Annotated in this window: 15 protein-coding genes; 4 read left to right on the top strand and 11 right to left on the bottom strand. The window is 46.3% G+C overall.

Annotated features, from left to right (window positions below; all coding sequences use genetic code 11):
* Positions 1-21: 21 nt before the first annotated feature.
* The 7 genes from QT984_RS06825 to QT984_RS06795 form a co-directional block, all read right to left on the bottom strand.
* Positions 22-279 (bottom strand): hypothetical protein, encoded by a 258-nt coding sequence (locus tag QT984_RS06825; protein WP_333136537.1) that lies wholly within the window; start codon positions 277-279, stop codon positions 22-24.
* Positions 239-601, bottom strand: coding sequence for a DUF6972 family protein (locus QT984_RS06820; RefSeq protein ID WP_333373604.1), 363 nt, complete (start codon positions 599-601; stop codon positions 239-241). The genes QT984_RS06825 and QT984_RS06820 overlap by 41 nt, the downstream gene beginning before the upstream one ends.
* 92 nt (positions 602-693) lie before the next feature.
* On the bottom strand, positions 694-1,305 hold the full coding sequence (locus QT984_RS06815) for a Uma2 family endonuclease (RefSeq protein ID WP_333270564.1): 612 nt from the start codon (positions 1,303-1,305) through the stop codon (positions 694-696).
* Positions 1,306-1,591: 286 nt separating this feature from the next.
* On the bottom strand, positions 1,592-2,536 hold the full coding sequence (locus QT984_RS06810) for a GDP-L-fucose synthase (protein WP_333373601.1): 945 nt from the start codon (positions 2,534-2,536) through the stop codon (positions 1,592-1,594).
* A gap of 406 nt (positions 2,537-2,942) precedes the next feature.
* Complete coding sequence (gene gmd / locus QT984_RS06805) at positions 2,943-3,974, bottom strand: GDP-mannose 4,6-dehydratase (RefSeq protein WP_333054667.1); 1,032 nt, start codon at positions 3,972-3,974, stop codon at positions 2,943-2,945.
* A gap of 445 nt (positions 3,975-4,419) precedes the next feature.
* Entirely contained in the window at positions 4,420-5,151 is a 732-nt protein-coding gene (locus QT984_RS06800; RefSeq protein WP_333054666.1) for a sugar transferase, read from the bottom strand.
* Between the two features lie 243 nt (positions 5,152-5,394).
* Positions 5,395-6,561, bottom strand: coding sequence for a glycosyltransferase (locus QT984_RS06795; protein WP_333054665.1), 1,167 nt, complete (start codon positions 6,559-6,561; stop codon positions 5,395-5,397).
* Positions 6,562-6,987: 426 nt separating this feature from the next.
* Between QT984_RS06795 and QT984_RS06790 the strand changes: the two genes are divergently transcribed.
* A complete protein-coding gene (locus QT984_RS06790) occupies positions 6,988-9,057 on the top strand; it encodes an iron uptake porin (RefSeq protein WP_333232437.1) in 2,070 nt (689 codons plus the stop codon).
* A 579-nt stretch (positions 9,058-9,636) separates the two neighbouring features.
* Here the strand turns inward: QT984_RS06790 and QT984_RS06785 are convergent.
* Both QT984_RS06785 and QT984_RS06780 read right to left on the bottom strand, forming a co-directional pair.
* Positions 9,637-11,394 (bottom strand): NFACT RNA binding domain-containing protein, encoded by a 1,758-nt coding sequence (locus tag QT984_RS06785; RefSeq protein ID WP_333054662.1) that lies wholly within the window; start codon positions 11,392-11,394, stop codon positions 9,637-9,639.
* A 435-nt stretch (positions 11,395-11,829) separates the two neighbouring features.
* Positions 11,830-13,383 carry an NAD(P)/FAD-dependent oxidoreductase gene (locus tag QT984_RS06780; protein ID WP_333054688.1) on the bottom strand — a complete coding sequence of 518 codons (1,554 nt, stop codon included), beginning with the start codon at positions 13,381-13,383 and terminating at the stop codon, positions 11,830-11,832.
* A gap of 66 nt (positions 13,384-13,449) precedes the next feature.
* Between QT984_RS06780 and QT984_RS06775 the strand changes: the two genes are divergently transcribed.
* Positions 13,450-14,082 (top strand): hypothetical protein, encoded by a 633-nt coding sequence (locus tag QT984_RS06775; protein ID WP_333054661.1) that lies wholly within the window; start codon positions 13,450-13,452, stop codon positions 14,080-14,082.
* A gap of 151 nt (positions 14,083-14,233) precedes the next feature.
* On the opposite strand, the gene QT984_RS06770 is transcribed toward QT984_RS06775, so the two are convergent.
* Positions 14,234-17,413 carry a tetratricopeptide repeat protein gene (locus tag QT984_RS06770; protein ID WP_333373598.1) on the bottom strand — a complete coding sequence of 1,060 codons (3,180 nt, stop codon included), beginning with the start codon at positions 17,411-17,413 and terminating at the stop codon, positions 14,234-14,236.
* Between the two features lie 182 nt (positions 17,414-17,595).
* Between QT984_RS06770 and QT984_RS06765 the strand changes: the two genes are divergently transcribed.
* On the top strand, positions 17,596-17,808 hold the full coding sequence (locus QT984_RS06765; protein WP_333211771.1) for a hypothetical protein: 213 nt from the start codon (positions 17,596-17,598) through the stop codon (positions 17,806-17,808).
* A gap of 650 nt (positions 17,809-18,458) precedes the next feature.
* On the opposite strand, the gene QT984_RS06760 is transcribed toward QT984_RS06765, so the two are convergent.
* A complete protein-coding gene (locus QT984_RS06760; RefSeq protein ID WP_333373595.1) occupies positions 18,459-18,944 on the bottom strand; it encodes a hypothetical protein in 486 nt (161 codons plus the stop codon).
* Positions 18,945-19,154: 210 nt separating this feature from the next.
* On the opposite strand from QT984_RS06760, the gene QT984_RS06755 reads away from it, so the two are divergent.
* Entirely contained in the window at positions 19,155-19,340 is a 186-nt protein-coding gene (locus QT984_RS06755) for a ribbon-helix-helix domain-containing protein (protein WP_333108585.1), read from the top strand.
* Positions 19,341-19,603 lie beyond the last annotated feature (263 nt).

The raw sequence follows: 19,603 nt of genomic DNA, 5'->3' as shown, positions 1-19,603 counted from the left end.
CGCCTTCATAATATCACAGTCTCAAACTATTTCCGAGGCTAAAAGCCTACCATCAACTCGCTCATATTCATCTTCCACTAGCCACGAGTGAGCCTCATCGTAACTTGAACTTAAAAACAGCGGTTTATAATTCGCCGATGGCTCGTAAATACAACACTTACTATTTTTGCCACCCACTAACATCAGAATTCGAGGCGGGAAAACAATCGGATCTACCCACAACTCGATAAATTCCCAATCATTGATTTGTTCGACGAGGTTTTGTGCGGGGGATAACATGGTAATTATCGGTTCCTTTGATGATTTTAATTTCTGCGTAATACAGCGGAACGCGACTGCCGTCGGCTCTGATTTGATAACCTATAGGATAATCAAAGTATAACCCGTAGCGATCGTAGTCATCGGTTTCCTCCTCAATCCCTGTAAGCTCTCCTCTATCTATAATAGCTTGTATCACTAAATCCATTGTGGCTCTGTCATTAAACACATGAGCTTTTCCTTCTTTTCTCAGCAGTCTTTGTACCTGTGGCGTTGCTGGAAGATGTTTGTCAAATAAACTAATTCTTGGGTCTGGTGTTAGTTCGCGGTTAATGCCACTCATTAACTAATTATATAGGATACTTGCAATTAAGTTTACTATAACCTTGCATGAAGATCGCCCTTCCTTAACCGAGGCGCGATCGCACTTTCCATTTATCCCCTCGATCGCACTTCGTGAATTTCTGCTTCTGAATCTTCCTTCGTAAAAATTACATCCTCATAAATAGCATCAATACCTGTGCGAAAATCTACGCTAGCCAAGTGAATTTCGCTTCCTTGATTATAGGAATACAAAACCCACAACCCTTCAGCATTACGGCGAAAACACTCTACCCGTTCACGTTTTTGGCTAATCAACACATACTCTTCCAGCGTTTCTAATTCTTGATAGTCAGCAAACTTATCGCCCCGATCGAATCCTTCAGTTCCTTTTGACAAAACCTCGACAATTAAACAAGGATATCTTTTAAAAGATTGAGATGATTTGTCCCCTTCGTCGCACGTTACCATCACGTCAGGATAGTAGTAAATATTCTTCGATTCAATCCTGGCTTTCATGTCAGACATATAAACACGACAGCCACTACCCCGAACATGATTTCTCAAAAGTGCAAATAAGTTGCCGGCAAGTGTCACATGAGCATCGCTTGCACCAGCCATTGCATAGGTTTCGCCCTGAATATACTCATGTTTGACCTGGCTGAGTTCTTCTAACTTCAGATACTCTTCCGGTGAGATATAATTGTGCGTGCGATCGGCAATCATTGGCTTTCCCAAATTTCAGTTTTCGATGATTCCAGTCGAGGTATTTGTATTATAGCAGTTTTCACTCGGATGAAATACAGGACACAGCAGTAGGGACACGGCACTGCTTCCGACTATTGTCAGTGAATTATCACCCAAATTTATAGAATTTATTAGTGCCAAAAAGCGGACTGGTTTGTGTAGGATAGGTTGCAACCGCCGACTATTATAAATTGAGGTTTCTAACCCGCATGTAGTATTATTCCTAAAAAAACCCGGTTTCTTCAAGAAACCGGGTTTTTCACACTTACGCGGCGTGTTGTCGATACCAATCAATCGTATTTTTCAACCCTTCCTTAAACTTCACCTCCGCAACAAAACCAAACTTTTCCTTAGCCCTTTGCGTATCCAAACAGCGACGTGGCTGACCGTTCGGTTTGTCTGTTTCCCAGACAATTTCTCCCTCAAATCCCATCAATTCGCAAATCGTTTCCACTAAATCGCGAATTTTAACTTCGCTATTCGTTCCCAAATTAACCGGGTCAGATTCACTGTAAGATTGAGCCGCCATCACAATTCCCCGCGCGGCATCTGTGGAATACAAAAACTCGCGGCTAGGGCTGCCGTCGCCCCAAACTGGGAGTGTTTTGTCTCCCCTTTCTTGCGCTTCGTGGACTTTGCGAATTAAGGCGGGGATGACGTGGGAACTTTTCGGATCAAAGTTATCTTCCGGGCCGTACAGATTTACTGGTAGCAAGTAGATACCGTTGAATCCGTATTGCTGGCGGTAGGATTGCAGTTGCACTAATAAAGCTTTTTTGGCAATTCCGTAAGGTGCGTTAGTTACCTCTGGATAGCCGTTCCAGAGGTCATCTTCTTTGAAAGGAACTGGGGTGAAGTTGGGATAAGCGCAAATCGTGCCGACGCAGACAAATTTTTCGACTCCTGCTTCGTAGGCGGCGTGGATTAGTTGCGCGCCCATCATCAAATTGTCGTAAAATAATTCAGCGGGTTTGACTAGGTTTAAACCGATGCCGCCGACGTGGGCGGCGAGGTGAATGATGATATCTTGTTGGTCGGCGGCGCGCTTGCAGTTTTCCATGACGCGGAGGTCGCAGTCGCGCGATCGAGTTACAGAAATTTTATCAGCATCGGCCCCTGCTTTTACTAGCTGGTCGATTACCTGACGGCCCAAGAAACCGGCGCCGCCCGTGACTAGAATGCGTTTGCTGCTTAAATCCAAGCTTGTCATAATTTTAGCCTCGGGATTTTGAATAAAGGTCGATCGACAATTTCAATTCTAAAATTGTTGCTTTAGCAAAAAAAGCTTTCAGCTACAGGATGAGGTTGCCCACAAATTTATTTTAGCTGCACCCGATAGGGACAATTTGCGCCGTGCACACCCGAAAGTTAGATATACGGGTCGCGACTCCTCAACTATCATTTTAATGTTTTTTTTAGCCCGCACAGCCTAAAATTTGGCGAGCAATTAAGCTGGTTCTTTGAATGCCGATCGCGGGCTAATAGCTTTAACAATCTTCTCATCAGTTGTGAACTTTGTGCAGGGGCAATCCTCCGGTGCGCGCCTTTAGCCAAAGGGGTAGACACGGGGGTTCTACCCCGACAAATTGTTCGCACTGAAGGCTTGATGTAGCAGCTTAATCAAATCCGTTGCCCGAACCTCGACCTTGCTCCTCTAAAGCTTTCATGTCAGCATCTACCATTAAATGCACTAACTCCTGAAAAGTTACAGAAGGTTCCCAATTTAATTGCTGGCGCGCCTTAGTCGAATCGCCAATCAACAGTTCGACTTCTGCCGGCCGCAAGTAGCGTTCGTCAAACTCCACATATTTTTGCCAATCTAAATTGACGTAAGTAAAAGCCAAATCGAGAAATTCTTTAATGGAATGGGTCTCGTTGGTAGCAATGACATAATCGTCAGGCTTGTCTTGTTGTAGCATCAGCCACATCGCCCGCACGTAGTCTTTAGCATAGCCCCAATCCCGCTTAGAATCGAGATTGCCCAAGTAAATCTTTTTCTGCTTGCCGGCGACTATTCTGGCCACGGCGCGAGTAATTTTGCGAGTTACAAAAGTTTCGCCACGGCGCGGAGATTCGTGATTGAACAAGATGCCGTTGCAGGCAAAAAGTCCGTAAGATTCGCGATAATTTATTGTTTGCCAGTGACCGTAAACTTTGGCGCAGGCGTAAGGACTTCTGGGATAAAAAGGAGTTGTTTCCTTCTGCGGAACTTCCTGCACCAAACCAAACATTTCCGAAGAACCTGCTTGATAGAACCGCACTTCTATGCCCGTGCGGTGCTGATAGTCCCGAATTGCTTCTAGCAGCCGCAATACTCCCATCCCTACTGTGTCAACCGTATATTCCGGCGAGTCAAAACTGACTCGAACGTGAGATTGAGCGCCTAAGTTATAAATTTCTACCGGCTGAACTTCTTCCAATATCCGGCGGAGAGTGGTGCCGTCCGTCAAGTCGCCGTAGTGTAGAAACAGGCGCGCACCCTCGCTGTGGGGATCGACATAGATGTGGTCAATTCGATCGGTATTGAAACTAGAACTGCGCCGGATAATGCCGTGAACTTCATATCCTTTCTCTAACAGTAATTCGCTCAAGTAGGAGCCGTCTTGACCTGTAATACCTGTTATTAGCGCTCGCTTACGTTGCGTCATCTGATTTTCCTTTGACAGGCTGTGTTAATTTACAATAAATTTTTTGGCAGAGGCTGTTGCTCCCTGCCGACCGTATTGTCAAACTGCTTTATAAAACTTACTCAAACTTAACTTTAGTTACCTAAAGCCAGTTGAAGTTTACTTCCTACGCTGTTGGGTAGTCGGCTATCCCAAGATAAGTAGGCTATCCCCCTTAAGCCAAAGGTTATAGAGTTAAGTTTAACACCTAAACCTAAAGTAGTCTATCTAGAATAACTGATATTTCTAGATGAATAAGAGGTAGGTTTATTTAAGTATTTGCCCCTTTAGTTAAGCTCACAATTCTGCGATCGGCATCTAGGAACTGTTTAGTTTTGACAAAGAGTTTGTCGCTGATTGTCAGTAGTCAGCATCAGTGGTCAGTAACAAATAAAACTAACTACCGATTGCTGACTGCGGACAAAAATTAATATGCGCCGTTATTTTTGGGAAAAATCACAACTCCAATTGTTTTGAAAACAATCCACATATCCATCCAAAGGTTTTTGTCATTTGCGTAATAGAGGTCGATTTGGACTCGGCGGGGATAGGGAATGTCGTTGCGACCGGACACTTGCCACAAGCCTGTAATTCCAGGTCTTATGGTGAGAATTTTGTTGATGTGATTGCCGTATCTCGGCAGTTCTTCTTCAACTAAAGGTCTGGGCCCGACGACGCTCATATCTCCTTTTAAAACATTCCAAAACTGGGGAAACTCGTCTAAACTGGTCATTCGTAAAAATCTTCCAATCCAGGTAATTCGAGGGTCTTGTTTCAGCTTGAAATTGTCCTCAAACTCTTGACGCAAATGCGGAGAATTTTCCATGATTTCCAGCAATATATCGTCCGCATTTTCCACCATCGTTCTGAATTTAAGGCAATAAAACCTTTTACGGTTTTTGCCTACTCGTTCCTGTACGTAAAAAATAGGACCGGGCGAGCTTAAGGCGATTAAGAAAGCCAAAAGCAGGTAAACCGGAGCAAACAGGATCAGAACCGATAAGGAAAACAGGATGTCAAATAACCGCTTGAAAAGTTCTCCGTCGAGGCTCTGTAGAGAACGACTTATGCGTCTATCTCCTTGCAGGACAGACCCAAAACCGCGTCTTGCGATCGCTCGAATTACCTTGCCGGAGATTAGTTGGCTGTCGGCAGTCATCTTACTCCTTCACTTCACACCACACACAGTCCTGATCATAAAGCCTCAAGACGCTTTGTTCTCTCAATTATGTTGCCAATACTCAATTTTCTGCCTTCAGAAGGCTTCAAAAGGCAGAAGGAAGAAGGAAGATGGCTTCAAAAGGCAGAAGGAAGAAGGCACAAGGCACTGATGCAGAGGTCTTCTGAAGGCACTTATACAAAGGCAGAAGGAAGATTGTCCCGCTATGGGGTTCTGGCACTCTCAAGCCCCAGACTCGGTAAAATCACGGGATTGAAATTCCTGATAGCAGCCTTCCACAAAAGCTAGATAGCGCTGCCCAAAGACATCGGGGGCAAAATGTTCAGCGCGCAACCTGCTGATTTCTGGCTCAAATTTGCCTTGCAACTGCTCAAATTCCTCGACAGCTTCGACTAATGATGCTGCGGTTTGGGAGGAAAAAAATAAACCAGTCCCTGTCTCTGGGTGTTGGCGAATGTCGAGCACTGTCTCCAAAGCGCCCCCTGCAGCATAGGAAATTACCGGTGTTCCGCAAGCTTGAGCCTCTACCAAAGCTATGCCAAAATCTTCGCAAGCTGCATAGACAAAGGCTTTCGCCTCTGCCATGTACTTTTCAACGATGGAGGCGGGCTGCCAGCCGAGCACTTGCACGTTGGGTTTGGCGATTTGCCGAATCATTTCTAATTCTGGCCCGGTGCCGATGACAATGAGAGTATGCCCGAGTTGATTGAATGCTTGGACGATCGCACTTACGTTTTTGTAACTTACCAACCGACAAACGGTGACGTAAAAGTCTTGTTTTTGCCGCATCAAGGAAAATCGCTCGATATTTACCGGGGGATAAATCACCTGGGCCCGCCGCCGATAGCATCGCCAAATTCGGCGCGCAGTGTGTTGAGAGTTAGCGATGAAATAATCAACGCGATTGGCGGAAATTACGTCCCACTGCCGCAGTCGATGCAACAAATATCGCGTCAGCAGCCCCTGGATACCCCGTCCGGCTTTGCTGCTACGCAAATAGTCAAAAGTTAAGTCCCAAGCGTAGCGCATGGGCGTGTGGCAGTAGCAGACGTGCATTTGCTGGGGACTGCTGAGGATGCCTTTGGCGACGGCATGGGATGAGGAGAGGATGATGTCGTATTCTCGCAGATCTAGTTGTTCGATCGCGATCGGCAGAAACGGCAAATATTTTTGGACGCCGCTGCGGGCATTGGGAAACTGCTGCAAAAAAGTTGTGCCAATCTGTCGCCCGAAAAGATAGCTTTCGGGATTGGCTGATTCAAAGTCGATGAGGGCATAGATATCTGCCTCGTCTACGTGTTTGAGGATTTCCTGTACTACGAGTTCTGAACCGCCAGTAGCTAAGGGCGTCAACCATTCGTGAACTAGGGCGTATTTGAGTTGTTTCACTTGTATTTGTAGCCGATCAAATGATTTGTTAGCGCCAGTGCTGTCAATATTAGTCTTACTGAGGGATCACTTACGCAATATCCCGCCATCAACCAGGTTTCTATGTACGTATCTTCCAACTGAGATGTTGCACCATTCTCAATTACTTGTTTAGGAACAGGCTTTTCGGCCTGTTCCACAAGAAAATTCACTCTTTGTGGAACAGGCAAGATGCCTGTTCTTGAGAATGGTGCAAGATGTGAGTCAAACCAAGGATTTTGGGAATAAACGGGGTTTTTGTGAAATCAGCCACAGCAAAACAGGACTCTCCGGCAGTGATTTCCCCGATTGTTGACAAGAAATACTATTAGGCAGAATATTGAAGGTGATTTGCTGGCGCCTAAATCTTCGGAACGGGCGATCGGCCGTAATGTGGTGTGAGGAAAAATGTCCAAATTTTTGTGGAAGGGACTTTTAATTAGTCCCGCTGTATTGGCAGCAAGTTTAGTCGTATCTTCGACGGCGCTAGCAGCAGAGAAACCTGTAGAAATTGCCACCACAGATCAAGCTCATCAATTGCCATTAGCAGGTGCTGCAACCGAGGCGGCAAAGTCTGAGACGGCAAAGCCTGAGACAGCCGAACCAGCGTCGCTAGCGAGCAAATCGACTGTTGAAACTATTGAGAAAGAAAGTGCGAACCTCTACGAGGGCTTCACTAACGATTTGATCGCCCCAGTTGTCGAACAAGCAAAAACACCGGAAGTTGCAGCAGATTTAGGCGAAACCAAACCCGCAGTCGCGCCCGCAAACTTAAGTTTTGAACAACCTGTCGCGGAGCAAATCCCCGCAGTCGCGCCCGCAAACTTAAGCGAAACGCAATCCGCCACTACACCGGCTAATTTAAGCGCCCAAGAGCAGATTTCCCAATCGACTGAGCCAAGTGCCCAACCTCAAGCACAGTCAAATGTTTTAGAACAAATCAACCAATACAGCGCCGAAGACAGTAGCAGCCAAGATGCGGCCGGCCAAGTAACCTCTGTTTCGCAACTTTCCGACGTTCGGCCAACCGATTGGGCATTCCAAGCTTTGCAATCCCTAGTAGAGCGCTACGGCTGTATAGCTGGCTATCCTGACGGCACTTTTCGCGGCAACCGGGCGATGACTCGCTACGAGTTTGCAGCAGGTTTAAATGCGTGTTTGGATAAAGTTAGCGAGCTGATTCAAGGCGGTTCCAGAAGTCTGGCGACGCGAGAAGATTTGGCTTCTGTGCAAAGGTTGCAAGAAGAATTTGCGGCGGAATTGGCAACTTTGCGCGGCCGCGTCGATGCTTTGGAAGCGCGCGCCTCTGAATTAGAAGCAAATCAGTTTTCAACTACGACTAAACTCAACGGCGAAGTGATATTTGGTTTGGCCGGTATCGCCAGGGGAGATGATGCCGAGGGTCGCGAAGCCGATCGAACCACGGCTTTTGGTAGCAGGGTTCGTATCAATTTCGACACGAGTTTCTCAGGAGAAGATTTGCTGAGAACTCGATTACAAGTTTTAAATTTGGGTGCGTTTTCTACGGAAAATACGAAAACTGCTGAAGGGGAATTGCGGTTTAATGTCGGGCCTTTTGGCGAGGCTAACAATATAGTAGCTTTAGATGCGCTGCTTTACCAATTCCCTCTAGGCAAAAGCACGACTGTAATTCTCGAAGCTAATGCCGGCGCTGCTGATGATTTTGTTAACACTGTCAACCCTTACTTTGACGGAGACGGCAGCTACGGCGCTCTTTCTAACTTCGGTACTCGCAACCCAATTTACTATTTGCTTGGTGGTTCTGGCATCGCTCTGCGGCATCAGTTTGGGGAAAAATTAGAGGTTAGTTTGGGGTATTTGACCGGCGACCCCGCGAACCCGACGCGGGGTAACGGTTTGTTCAACGGTTCTTACGGCGGTTTGGCTCAGTTGACTTTCAAACCGAGCGACAGCATGGCTTTAGGTTTAACTTACGTTAATTCCTACAACTTAATTACCAATACCGGCAGCAATGCTTCTAATTTTCCGCAGCGTCTCGGTTCCTTCGGGTTCGACAGCGATAGCAATGTGCCAGTTTCTAGCAATTCCTACGGCGCGCAAGCTTCGTGGCAGTTGAACCGGAGATTTGCAATTGGCGGTTGGGCTGGTTACACTAATCAGCGCATTTTATCCAACTTGGGTACTCCTACGGGTTCTGTGCAGCGGGGCGATCAAAAAATTTGGAACTGGGCAGTTACTTTGGCTTTTCCTGATTTGTTGAAAGAAGGAAATGTGGCGGGGATTGTTGTAGGTATGGAGCCGCGGGTGACGAGTTCTACTAATCGGACTTTGCCGGAAGATAAGGATACTTCGCTGCACCTTGAAGGTTTCTATCAGTTTAAGTTGAGCGATAATATTTCTATCACTCCTGGTCTGATTTGGCTGACTGCTCCTGACCACAATAAGAATAATTCTGATTTGGTGATTGGGGTTGTCAGAACGACGTTTACTTTCTAGGAGCAGCCCACATCGATTTTAGATTTTAGATTTTAGATTTTAGATTGGCGGTTTTAATCTAAAATCTAAAATCGCAAATCTAAAATTGTCTGAGTTGGGGTTTAGGGTTTAAACAGAAACGACCAGCTTTAGCAAAAGCTGGTCTGCACAAATAGTTAAATCCGTTGTGTTCCCACAGTGTTGTTCTCACAGTGAGGAAACCCAAGTTGCACGTTTCTTTGCAAAGGGTTCTAACAGAAACATCATCTCTCTTAAGGGGTATTATAACAACAAAATTTAATTTTCTGTAATAAAACTTTACATTACAGGCGAATATAAATTCTGATATCGTTTCCGGTTGCATCGGAATGATTTAACCGCAGAGGGCGCAGAGAACGCAGAGGGAGAGAATACAGAGATGAATAATTCCGATGCTACCGGATTTGATATTAGGGGACGATCGCCCTTGGGGTCACTTTGTATAATTAAGCCTAGGTTCAACAACCCGGTTCCTGCGTAGGTTTATCGGTTCCAAACCGTTTATTTTGCCTAAAAACGAGGTTTCGATTGCCGATCGACCCTTCACACACTTTGTATAAATCAAGCCGGGGCTTGCTGCGGTCTACCCCAGACAATTCGCTCCTGCTTGTATACAACCATACCCGGTTTAGCACCTTTCGGCTTGTATACATATTTCGGTTCTGTATAAACTACGGGGACTTGTTCGCTGTGGCGCGCGCGACTGTAGTAAGCAGTCATGTCGGCGGCAAATTGCAAATCGGTTTCTTCAGCAACTGTACCGGGTTTGAGACGCAGCAAAGCGTGGCTTCCGGGAATCTCTAGGGTGTGGAACCATAAGTCGTAGTCGTTGGCGGTGCGAAAAGTGAGTTGGTCGTTTTGGCGGTTGTTGCGCCCGATTAATAATTCAAAGCCGCTGGGGGTTTGGTAGCGGTGAAATTCGATCGCAGCATTTTTGTCGGTACTGCGGTAATCTGGTACGTCTAGATATTTTTGCTGGATCAGTTCTTCGCGGATTTCGGCGAGGGTTTGCAAATCTTGGGTGTTGCGGTAGGTTTCCAATACCGAAAGTGCGGCTTCAACTTGTTCTAAATAGTCGATTTCTTCCTGTACGGCGGCTAACAAAGGTTCTACTGCAATGCGAGCTCTTTTAAGTTTTTGGTGTTTTTTGTAGAGGGCTTGAGCGTTTTGAACGGCGTTTTTTTCCGGGTTTAAGGAAATGATCACTGGTTTCTCGGTTTCAAAGTCGGGGAGAGAAATCGATTTCATTCCCGGTTCCCAATGCTGCAAATTGGCCATCAGCAAATCGGCTTGGGATTTGTGGGTGTCGGCGTCTGCTGATTGCTGTAAACGTTCTTTAAATGTGTTGGCTTTTAGGCGCAGTTTGGCTAGGACGTTGTTGAGTTTTTGGGTAAGCTGATGCCGCAGTTGCGCGAATACTTCTTGATTGATTTCGCCTGTGTAGTAGCTGTTAAGTAATTCTTGAACCGAAGAAGAATCAGAGGGCGGGCACGGGGGCACCGCCCCTACATTGTGATTTTCTGGTGTCGGCCAATCGATGACGGTGTAGCCTTCGGGGGTAAAACTTGGGTGAAATTTGGAGTTTTCTAGGCATTGCAGCCAGTATAGCCAGCGTTGGAATAGTTGCTGCCAGTCGTCGGGATTGAGGCTGTCGGTGGATTGTTCGGGGTCTAAAGAAGCCGATCGAATCATTGACAAAACTAAGGCTTTACTCATCCCTCGGTAATTCTTCAACAGATTGCCCTTTAATTGCCCAGGAACCAGGCTAATTCGTGATTGCCAGCGGTTTTGAGATTCGCTCAGACTCGGCACTGCATCGGTCAAAGACGGGGGCATTTCGTAGGGTTGCCCGGTTTGGATGGGACGGACGGTGGACTGTTTGGCGCTGACTTGGTGGGCGCAGGTGACAACGAGGTTGTCTTGGGCGGTGAGGATGACGTTACTGTATTTGCCCATGATTTCGGCGTAGAGGTGCCAGAGGGCGGGTTCGCCGGGGCGTTTGGCGAATTGCAAGTCGATGACTCTTTCCCAGGATGAAACAGGGGCGATGGAAACTAAGGCTAAACCGCTGAGTTGATGCCGCAGTTGTTCGCTGAAGGTGAAGGTATCGGGAATGCGGGGCGGGGGGTCGCCGACGCAGATGCGGGCGGCCACAGGATGCCAGGAAAGGTCAATCCAGCCGCGCCCTTTCATGGTGCGGAGGGCTAGGGACACGGTAAATCGATCGCGCTGGTAGACTTGTTCTAAGCGCGCTGGCAGCCATTGGGCTCGCAGTTCGCTGCAAGCTGCGGTTAAAGTTGTAAAGTCTACGGGTTGCACGGTGGCCTCTTTGCGATCGAACTATCTATTTCTATGCTGACAGATATCGGTCACATTTTACTAACTAAATCAAATTATTGTTTACTCTTGGGTTCGCATCCTTCGCTATGAAAGCCCTTCAATAATTACGTTAACAAATAATATCAAATCCCGTAGCATCGGAATTATTCATCTCTATATTCTCTCCCTCTGCGTTCTCTGCGCCCTCTGTGGTTAAATCATTCCGATGCAACCGGAAACGATATAACTAATAACTAATAGACATCTCCTAAAAAGCAGGTTTTGAACAGGCACAGTGCCTGTTCCACAATAATTATGGGAGATGTTTAATAAACTGTTGTGCATCTAATTTGACAGTAAATTTTTCTACAATTCCTGTGGGACGGGCATCCTGCCCGTCTCTGTATTCAATTTAGATGCGTAGCAGCTTAACAACTAATTAATAACTTCCCGAATCAATTCTAAATGTTTGTCCAAAGGTGCGATCGTATTGGCGGCGATCGCACCGCTAGCAGCAACAGCCGGCAAACCAATTCCCGGAAACGTCGAATCTCCGCAGCAAAACAACCCCGGTAAAGGCGTTCTCGGCCCGGGAAACAAGCCACTACCCGCCCGAATTCCGGGTCCGTAGGAACCGCGATGGCGGCGCAAAAACCGTTCGTGGGTTAGGGGTGTGCCAACTAAGGTGACTTCGCAGCGCGATCGAATATTGGGGATAATTCTTTCTAAGGCTTCCCACATTACCTCGGCGCGCGCTTGTTTTTGCAGCTTGTACTCTTCGCTGGTTCTATCGAGCTTTTGCCACAAATCGTAAGGCTCGTTTCCGGGGGTATATGCGTGAATGACGTGCTTTCCCGGAGGCGCGAGGTGGGGGTCGAGGAGGGAGGGAATCGAGACGAGAACGACGTTCTGAGGAGCCGCAACGCCCATTTCCCAGTCTTTGACGAAGATGTAGTGACAAGCCAAGTCCGATCGCACTCCGGCAGCATCAATTCCCAGATGCAGGTGCATGAAGCTGTCGCACTCTGGCGTCGCCTGCCTCTGTTGCCGAAACCTTTGCGGGACAGAGGTTTCAGGCAACAGTTTCAGGGTATCCCAAACGGAAGCGTTGGAGACGACGGCTTTGTGCGATCGAATTATTTTGCCCGATCGCAGCCGCACGCCCGCAGCCCGGTTGTTTTCCACCAAAACTTCTGCAACGTGGGAATTTAGCAGCAACTGCCCTCCGTGGCGCTCTAAACCGCGTACCAGGGCATTTACCAAAGCTGCACTACCGCCGATCGGATAGTCCAAAACTGCATTGGGGCGATACCAGTCGGCGAACATGAAAGCGACTTCGGCTGCGATCGTTCCGTCGGCGGGAAGTCCAGACAGCAGGAAACACAACAAATTCAGCCAATTTCTGACAAAGGGATCTTTGACATTTTTGTCCATAATTTTGCTGAAAGGGCCTGCAAGTGCGATCGCGTCGCCAGCACTTTGCAGGAAAGCCGGCGCAAATTGGCCGAGGGTAAAAACAGCGCCTAAATCGAAGCGCAAAGCCAGGGAGGGCAAGGCTGTGGCAGCTTTGGCGTAGGGTTCCATGATGCGCTGGAGTTGCCGCCATTCGGCGACTGCTTCGGCGCCGCGCAGTTGTGCGAGCACTTCGCCAAATTGACTCGCGCCTACGGATGTGTCGAAATCGCCTTCTGGCAAACAGCAACCCCAGGTATCGTAGGTGATGCAGGGGAGTTTTTCGCCGATCGCATCCAAAACTTGCCGCAGCGGATTGGCAGACGGGCTGTAGGATAATCCTGAGTACAGGGAGGGCCCGGAGTCGAAGCGAAATCCGTCGCGTTCAAAACCGTGGGCGGCCCCGCCCGCGATCGAATGGCTTTCGCAAACGACAACATCAAAGCCATAGCGGGCAAGCATTGCAGCGCAAGTCAAGCCGCCGATTCCGCTGCCGATGACGATGATTTCTGTGTCTGTGGGGGCGATCGCAACCATGTTTTTCTCCGCTACTTCAGCTAATATTATCTCTGTTACCAACAATAAAACTGGTTTGTATATTAAATGGAAAACATATCAATTCTAGAACAAGCCGCTAAATCTAATTCTAAACCATCTCCCGACGCCGTAGTCGCCGCCCTCCTAGAAGCTGAGAAAAACGCGAAAAAAAATAAAATTCGCTATTCTTTCGAGCAATTAATCGGCAACTGGCAACTCTGCTTTATCACCGGCACGAAAAAGACTCGACAAAAAGCGGGGATTGTGTTGGGTGCCGGACGTTACATCCCTGAGTGGATTGCGAAAATTCAAATTGCTTATTCGGCCCAAGCTGTGGCTGAAGGGGAAGCGCCTAGCGAAACCGGCAGGGTGGAGAATTCGGTGCAAGTTGGGGCGATCGCACTAACTCTTTCCGGGCCGACTAAGTTTTTGGTTAATAAAAATATTTTAGCTTTTGATTTTACCAGAATTACCGTGAAATTGTTGGGTAAAACTGTGTATCAAGGATTTATTCGCGGTGGAGAAGCGCGGGAGGCGGAATTTTTTAGTTTGAGTGTGGGGAAGCAGGCATTTTTTGCATATTTTCTGGTAGAAGATGGGATAATTGCGGCTAGGGGAAGGGGCGGCGGCTTGGCTTTGTGGGGGCTTGTAGGGGCGGGTTCACCAACAATTTATAATTCCAACCAACAATCTACATAAACCCGCCCCACCCAACGACAGAATGCGATCGCGTGCAATTCAACGAATATTATCAGGTGCGCCGCTATGAAATTGTCCATTTCTCATTTGGGATTTTTAATAGCGAAACACCCTAAAGCTACTGTAAACTATCAATTGTCAGCTTCTATAACTACCGCGCATCCCCAATTAAAATAAACGGCGACCAATAAAACGGATGCCGCTCAATTTGACTCAACTTAGCTTGCCGCAAAGCATCATTTTTACTCATCCCTTTATTGATATTTTGATAAAATTCAACCATCAAATCTTTAGTAGCGGAATCATCAACACTCCACAAACTCGCCATCACAGCTTGCGCGCCGGCACGCTCAAATATATAGGCCATTCCCGATATTTCTTCACCGTTGGAATTCGCTTGTATGGCAGTTTCACAAGCACTTAAAGTGATGAGTCTGGTGTTTTGCAATCCTAATAAGGCGGCATCGCGAATATTGAATTGACTGTCAGCAAACAGCAATGTATTTTCCTCCATGCCCAAATTTTGACAGCCTCCCGGTTGGAAACAGCCGTGAGTTGCGAGGTGTAAAAAGGGAAAGCGGGGCGCTTGAGTTTTGAATCGATCGAGGGTGGCGTCATTGCCGATATAAGCTGAACTTCCTGACAATAATTGAGCGATATTTCTGACTTCTGCTTCGGAACCGGGTAAATTTTGGGGTGGACGAGGGACGGGATTTCCTAATGCTAAGACTCCACCTTTTGAAGTTGAATCGGGAATTGTTCTGGTGGAAATGCGGGTGAGATAGTTGACGGGATATTTCTGGATGAGGAATTCATTTGTTTGTTTGTCATACAGGGTTTCAAAGGGGATGTAGCGTAGTTTTTCCGTGGCGATGATGCTCAATTGTTTGGGGGAAATAGCTTTAATTTGGTCTTCGATCGGACGAATCAGGATTTCGTAAAGTTTGCTGCCTGTTACGGTGAAGTTTGTTTCGCCAATATCTTGCACTTCTTTGCGGTATTGAGTGAGGAGATTGTCGAATTCTTCGGGAGCGATCGGAACTTTTTCAACACTTAAACTGTCTTTTGTCAAGACAAATAGGGCGACGGTATTGGGGACACCTGAGATATTTGTCAGCAAGACGGGTTGAATGACAGCGGTATCTGGCGCGATATTTGCTTTCAGTTGGGCGATGTCTTTGGGTGTGGTTTCAAATAGTTCGGCGACTTCTGGGAAACTGCGGGAAATTTGTTCTGCTTGGCGGTTGACTTCTGTTTCTAATTCTCGCATTTGTCGGGAGAGATTTTCGGAGAAATTGTCTTCGAGTTGGCGGCGAAGCGTTTGGAGTTGTTGATTTTTTTGATTCCACTCGTCAATGGCTTTTTGTGCTTCGGGGTTGGCAACTTTGGCGTCAATTAAGCGGGTGTAGTCGGCGAGATCGGCTGTGGTGGCGATGTTGATCCATTGAAAAGCGCGATCGGGTTGGTTTTGATCGATGAGGATGTCAACAAGTGCAACGGCGCTTCCTCTTTCACCTTCTAAAAACTTTTGGCGGTTTTCTCGCTGTAAACCCTTTCGTATTTTTAAGGTAATTTGGACAGATTGCTGAAAATTTTCGATCGCTTGAGTTGGTTGCATCGTATCTTGATAAACTGCACCAATATTACTCAAAATAGTAGCTTCCATCATTCGATCGCCCACTTCCCGTTTAATTAGTAAAGCTTGGTTATAGTATTTTAATGCTTCTTCTGGTTGTCCAATACTGTGGTACACTCCACCAATATTATTCAATGTAGTAGCTTCCCCCGCACGATCGTCCACTTCCCGTTTAATTGGTAAAGCTTGGTTATAGTATTTCAATGCTGATTGCGGTTGTCCAATTCTGAGGTACACTCTACCTATATTATTCAATGTAGTAGATTCCCCATTGCGATCGCCAACTTGCAGCAGAATTGGTACGGCTTGGTTATAGTATTTTAACGCTTCCTGTGGTTGTCCAATGTTGGCGTATACTGCACCAATATTATTCAATGTAGTAGCTTCCCCCGCACGATCGTTCACTTCCCGTTTAATTGGTAAAGCTTGGTTATAGTATTTCAATGCTGATTGCGGTTGTCCAATGCTGAGGTACACTCCACCTATATTATTCAATGTAGTAGCTTCTATCATCCGATCGCCCACTTCCTGCAGAATTGGTAAAGCTTGGTTATAGTATTTCAATGCTGATTGCGGTTGTCCAATGTTGGCGTACACTCCACCTATATTATTCAAAGTACGAGCTTCTATCATCCGATCGCCCACAGCCTGCAAAATTGGTAAAGCTTGGTTATAGTATTTTAATGCTTCTTCTGGTTGTCCAATGCTGAGGTACACTCCACCTATATTATTCAAAGTACGAGCTTCCCCATTGCGATCGCCCACCTCCTGCCAAATAGGTAAAGATCGGTTATAGTATTTTAATGCTGATTGCGGTTCTCCAATGGTGCTGTATACTCCACCAATATTAGTCAAAGTAGTAGCTTCCCCCTTGCGATCGCCCACTGACTGCCTAATTGGTAAAATTTGGTTATAGTATTTTAATGCTGATTGCGGCTGTCCAATACTGTGGTACACTAAACCCATATTATTCAAAGTAGTAGCTTCCCCCGCGCGATCGCCCATTTTCCGCCAGATTGGTAAAGCTTGGTTATAGTATTTCAATGCTTCTTGCGGTTGTCCAATACTGTGGTAGGTTCCACCAATATTACTCAAAGTAACAGCTTCGCCGTTGCGATCGCCCACTTGCCGCCAGATTGGTAAAGCTTGGTTAAAATATTTCAACGCTGATTGCGGTTGCGAGATCGTTTTGTACACTGTACCAATATTAGTCAAAGTACGAGCTTCAATCGCCCGATAGTTTACTGCCCACAAAATTGCGAAAGCTTGCTTCAAGTATTTCAATGCTTCTTGCAGTTGTCCAATGCTTTTGTAAAGTTCACCAATATTATTCAAAGTAATAGCTTCCGAGTTGAGATCGCCCACTTCCCACCAAATTGATAAAGCTTGTTTGTAGTATTTCAATGCTTCTTGCACTTGTCCTATACCGGCGTACATTGCACCAATATTATTGAGTGCTAGAGCTTCATGTTGTCTCTCTTTAAATTGTCGTGCAGTGGCTAAAACCTGCTGCCATGTTTCTATTGCTTGTTGCGGTTGCTGTTGCCTTGCTTGCTCTATGAGTTGCTTTAATTTTTCAAGCTGTGAATTTTGAGTTTGCGCCCAACTCGGTTGCACCATCACCGGCAGAGTCAGAGGAGTCATACACACACCCAAAACCAAAACACTGCTAATAATTCGTTTCATTCTTTTCATGATTCACCACTGACGATTAATAGAATACGCATCTGAATTTGGACTTAGGCGTATTATACTTTTACTTGCTGTTTTTGAATGCTTCGATCCGAGCAAAATAATTATAATTAAATAACTAAGTCGCTGTTATGTCAATTCATATTATTCAGAAGCTGTATTCATAAAAGTCATGATTTAAAGCTATGAGGTTCATCAGTCTGAAGTTATTTTTCAATTTTCGCAATAATTTCATCTATTTCAGCAAAGACTTTAGTCAATTCTTTAGCTTTTTCAAGCGTTCGACCAACGGTGATGGCAAGAATTCCAACGGTTCGTCAAAATCATCAGAAATTGTAATTAGTCCTTTGTCGCTGCCAAATCTGCTGTATTTAGGTGAGTATTATTCAATTTTATAGACAGTTTTTTGTTCTATTCCTGGTTTGATATCTTTGATTTTACTTTGTTTAGATTGCATTCTTTGTCTGAGATAAATTGCCGATATTAGGTCAGACCAAGTAAAATTTTCAGGCAGTCGATCGATTAAGTTGCGGACTTCTTATTGAAGATTGATGGTTTCCATCGGTTTTAGTAAAGAGAGTTTGCTTTTTAATTGTAGTAGAAGCGAACTAGGAGCGATCGGGCTTTTTGCAAAAGTCTGGCTCCTCCCGCAGTCTGGCAGGGAATTAATTCCCTGCCTCATAGCGAAAGTCCTCGCTTCCGAGGACTGCAAGATCGATCGAGAATGATGCAAGGTATGAATTGAAACAGACAGAAATTACGCGCTCCCACCAAAGAAACCGGGTTTTTATCGAATCTGCCGACTGCAACGAATATGGTCGTAAAAAACCCGGTTTCTAGCCCCCCGCGCACAAATCTTAACTCTCCTCTTCAGTCCTCGGAAGCGAGGACTTTCGCTATGAGGCGGGGGTTTTTAACCCCCGACGGACTTAATGCGGAGTCGCTACAATTGTCACCGTCATTTTTGTTGATTAGAGCTCTCCAGAAAAGCCAGTCTTGAACAGGCTTTCCGGCCTGTTCCACAATAATTATTGGAGAGGTATATTGATTAGGTGCGATCGCACATAACAACTTCAAACACACCCCCTGGAATAAACCGACACAAAGCCCTCCGCCGATCGTCCGCATCTTGGCGGTTGACAAAACGCGCAATTGTATAGTGCTCAGCATTCGGTAAAATGCGGACGATCGCCCAAGAAGTGCGATCGCCCCCCTTTGACTTTTCAGGTGTTTTCGATCGCGAATTTGAGTTGAGTTCGATCGCGGGGCGATCGGCGATCGTCGGAGAATTTGCTTTTCTCAGAGTGTTGAGGTAGCGGGCGATCGTACTACCTTTGAGATTCGCCCCGACGCGCAGAATCAGAAACACCGCAAAGCTTTCGATCTCTGGCCCAGTCATGCGCGCGCGATCGGCATCAAAATCCTCATCAGAGTAGCTGCGGATACCCGACAGCAGTTGCGTGATGCCAAAATCATTCAAAGCTTGTTGATAGCCGCGGTTATATTCGCTGCCGTCGCTCACAGGCTTTACCATAGTAATTGTCTCCTTTTATGTGGATTGTCTCCTTGTATTTGGGGAACCATCAGCCAGCGCGGGCCCTGCAAAAGTTCAGCGCTGGCTTTTGACTCTCTAAGAATATAGCGCATAATGCAGCACATTGCAACATATTGCTGCATATTCTACCAAATTGTCTAAAATACTCGACAATGACGATCGGCTTAAATAAGAAACAATTAACCTCTAATGTCTAAACGCATATCAACCTCCATAGGAGAAGGAATTTATGACCTACTTCAAGAGTGGGCAAATGAGGAACGCCGTTCAATCAGCGGCTTGTCAGCATTCATTTTGGAACAAGCTGTGAGGGAACGCCAAAAACAAATGCAAAAACAGTCCCCACCATCCGATGAGAAGCAGGAGAAGAGTTGAGTGGAGGCATCAAAGCCAAAGAAACCGGGTTTTTTGCGGTTTTTGCCGGCTGTAACGAAGTATTTGGCAAAAAAACCCGGTTTCTGACCACCCGTGCGTCCAGAACTATATGAAATTTATCGGCATAGACTTAGGTTTGAGTTCAGCAGCAAGGGGTTTGTGCTATTTGAATTGGCAAAATAACCAATTAGAATTAATAAAGTGCGATCGCCCCCACTGACAAGACTAAAACATTTCGACATAAAGCCAGAGGTTTGAAACAT

Origin of the sequence: Microcoleus sp. Z1_B2 (assembly GCF_036700325.1) — a bacterium.
GTDB lineage: Bacteria > Cyanobacteriota > Cyanobacteriia > Cyanobacteriales > Microcoleaceae > Microcoleus.
The sequence above is the reverse complement of the archived record's forward strand: the minus strand, read 5'-3'. Positions and strand labels throughout refer to the sequence as shown.

Coding starts and splice junctions, on each gene's coding strand:
- QT984_RS06825 (WP_333136537.1), bottom strand. CDS start 279: ATGTTATCCCCCGCACAAAACCTCGTCGAACAAATCAATGATTGGGAA.
- QT984_RS06820 (WP_333373604.1), bottom strand. CDS start 601: ATGAGTGGCATTAACCGCGAACTAACACCAGACCCAAGAATTAGTTTA.
- QT984_RS06815 (WP_333270564.1), bottom strand. CDS start 1,305: ATGATTGCCGATCGCACGCACAATTATATCTCACCGGAAGAGTATCTG.
- QT984_RS06810 (WP_333373601.1), bottom strand. CDS start 2,536: ATGACAAGCTTGGATTTAAGCAGCAAACGCATTCTAGTCACGGGCGGC.
- gmd (WP_333054667.1), bottom strand. CDS start 3,974: ATGACGCAACGTAAGCGAGCGCTAATAACAGGTATTACAGGTCAAGAC.
- QT984_RS06800 (WP_333054666.1), bottom strand. CDS start 5,151: ATGACTGCCGACAGCCAACTAATCTCCGGCAAGGTAATTCGAGCGATC.
- QT984_RS06790 (WP_333232437.1), top strand. CDS start 6,988: ATGTCCAAATTTTTGTGGAAGGGACTTTTAATTAGTCCCGCTGTATTG.
- QT984_RS06780 (WP_333054688.1), bottom strand. CDS start 13,383: ATGGTTGCGATCGCCCCCACAGACACAGAAATCATCGTCATCGGCAGC.
- QT984_RS06775 (WP_333054661.1), top strand. CDS start 13,450: ATGGAAAACATATCAATTCTAGAACAAGCCGCTAAATCTAATTCTAAA.
- QT984_RS06770 (WP_333373598.1), bottom strand. CDS start 17,413: ATGAAAAGAATGAAACGAATTATTAGCAGTGTTTTGGTTTTGGGTGTG.
- QT984_RS06765 (WP_333211771.1), top strand. CDS start 17,596: ATGAGGTTCATCAGTCTGAAGTTATTTTTCAATTTTCGCAATAATTTC.
- QT984_RS06760 (WP_333373595.1), bottom strand. CDS start 18,944: ATGGTAAAGCCTGTGAGCGACGGCAGCGAATATAACCGCGGCTATCAA.
- QT984_RS06755 (WP_333108585.1), top strand. CDS start 19,155: ATGTCTAAACGCATATCAACCTCCATAGGAGAAGGAATTTATGACCTA.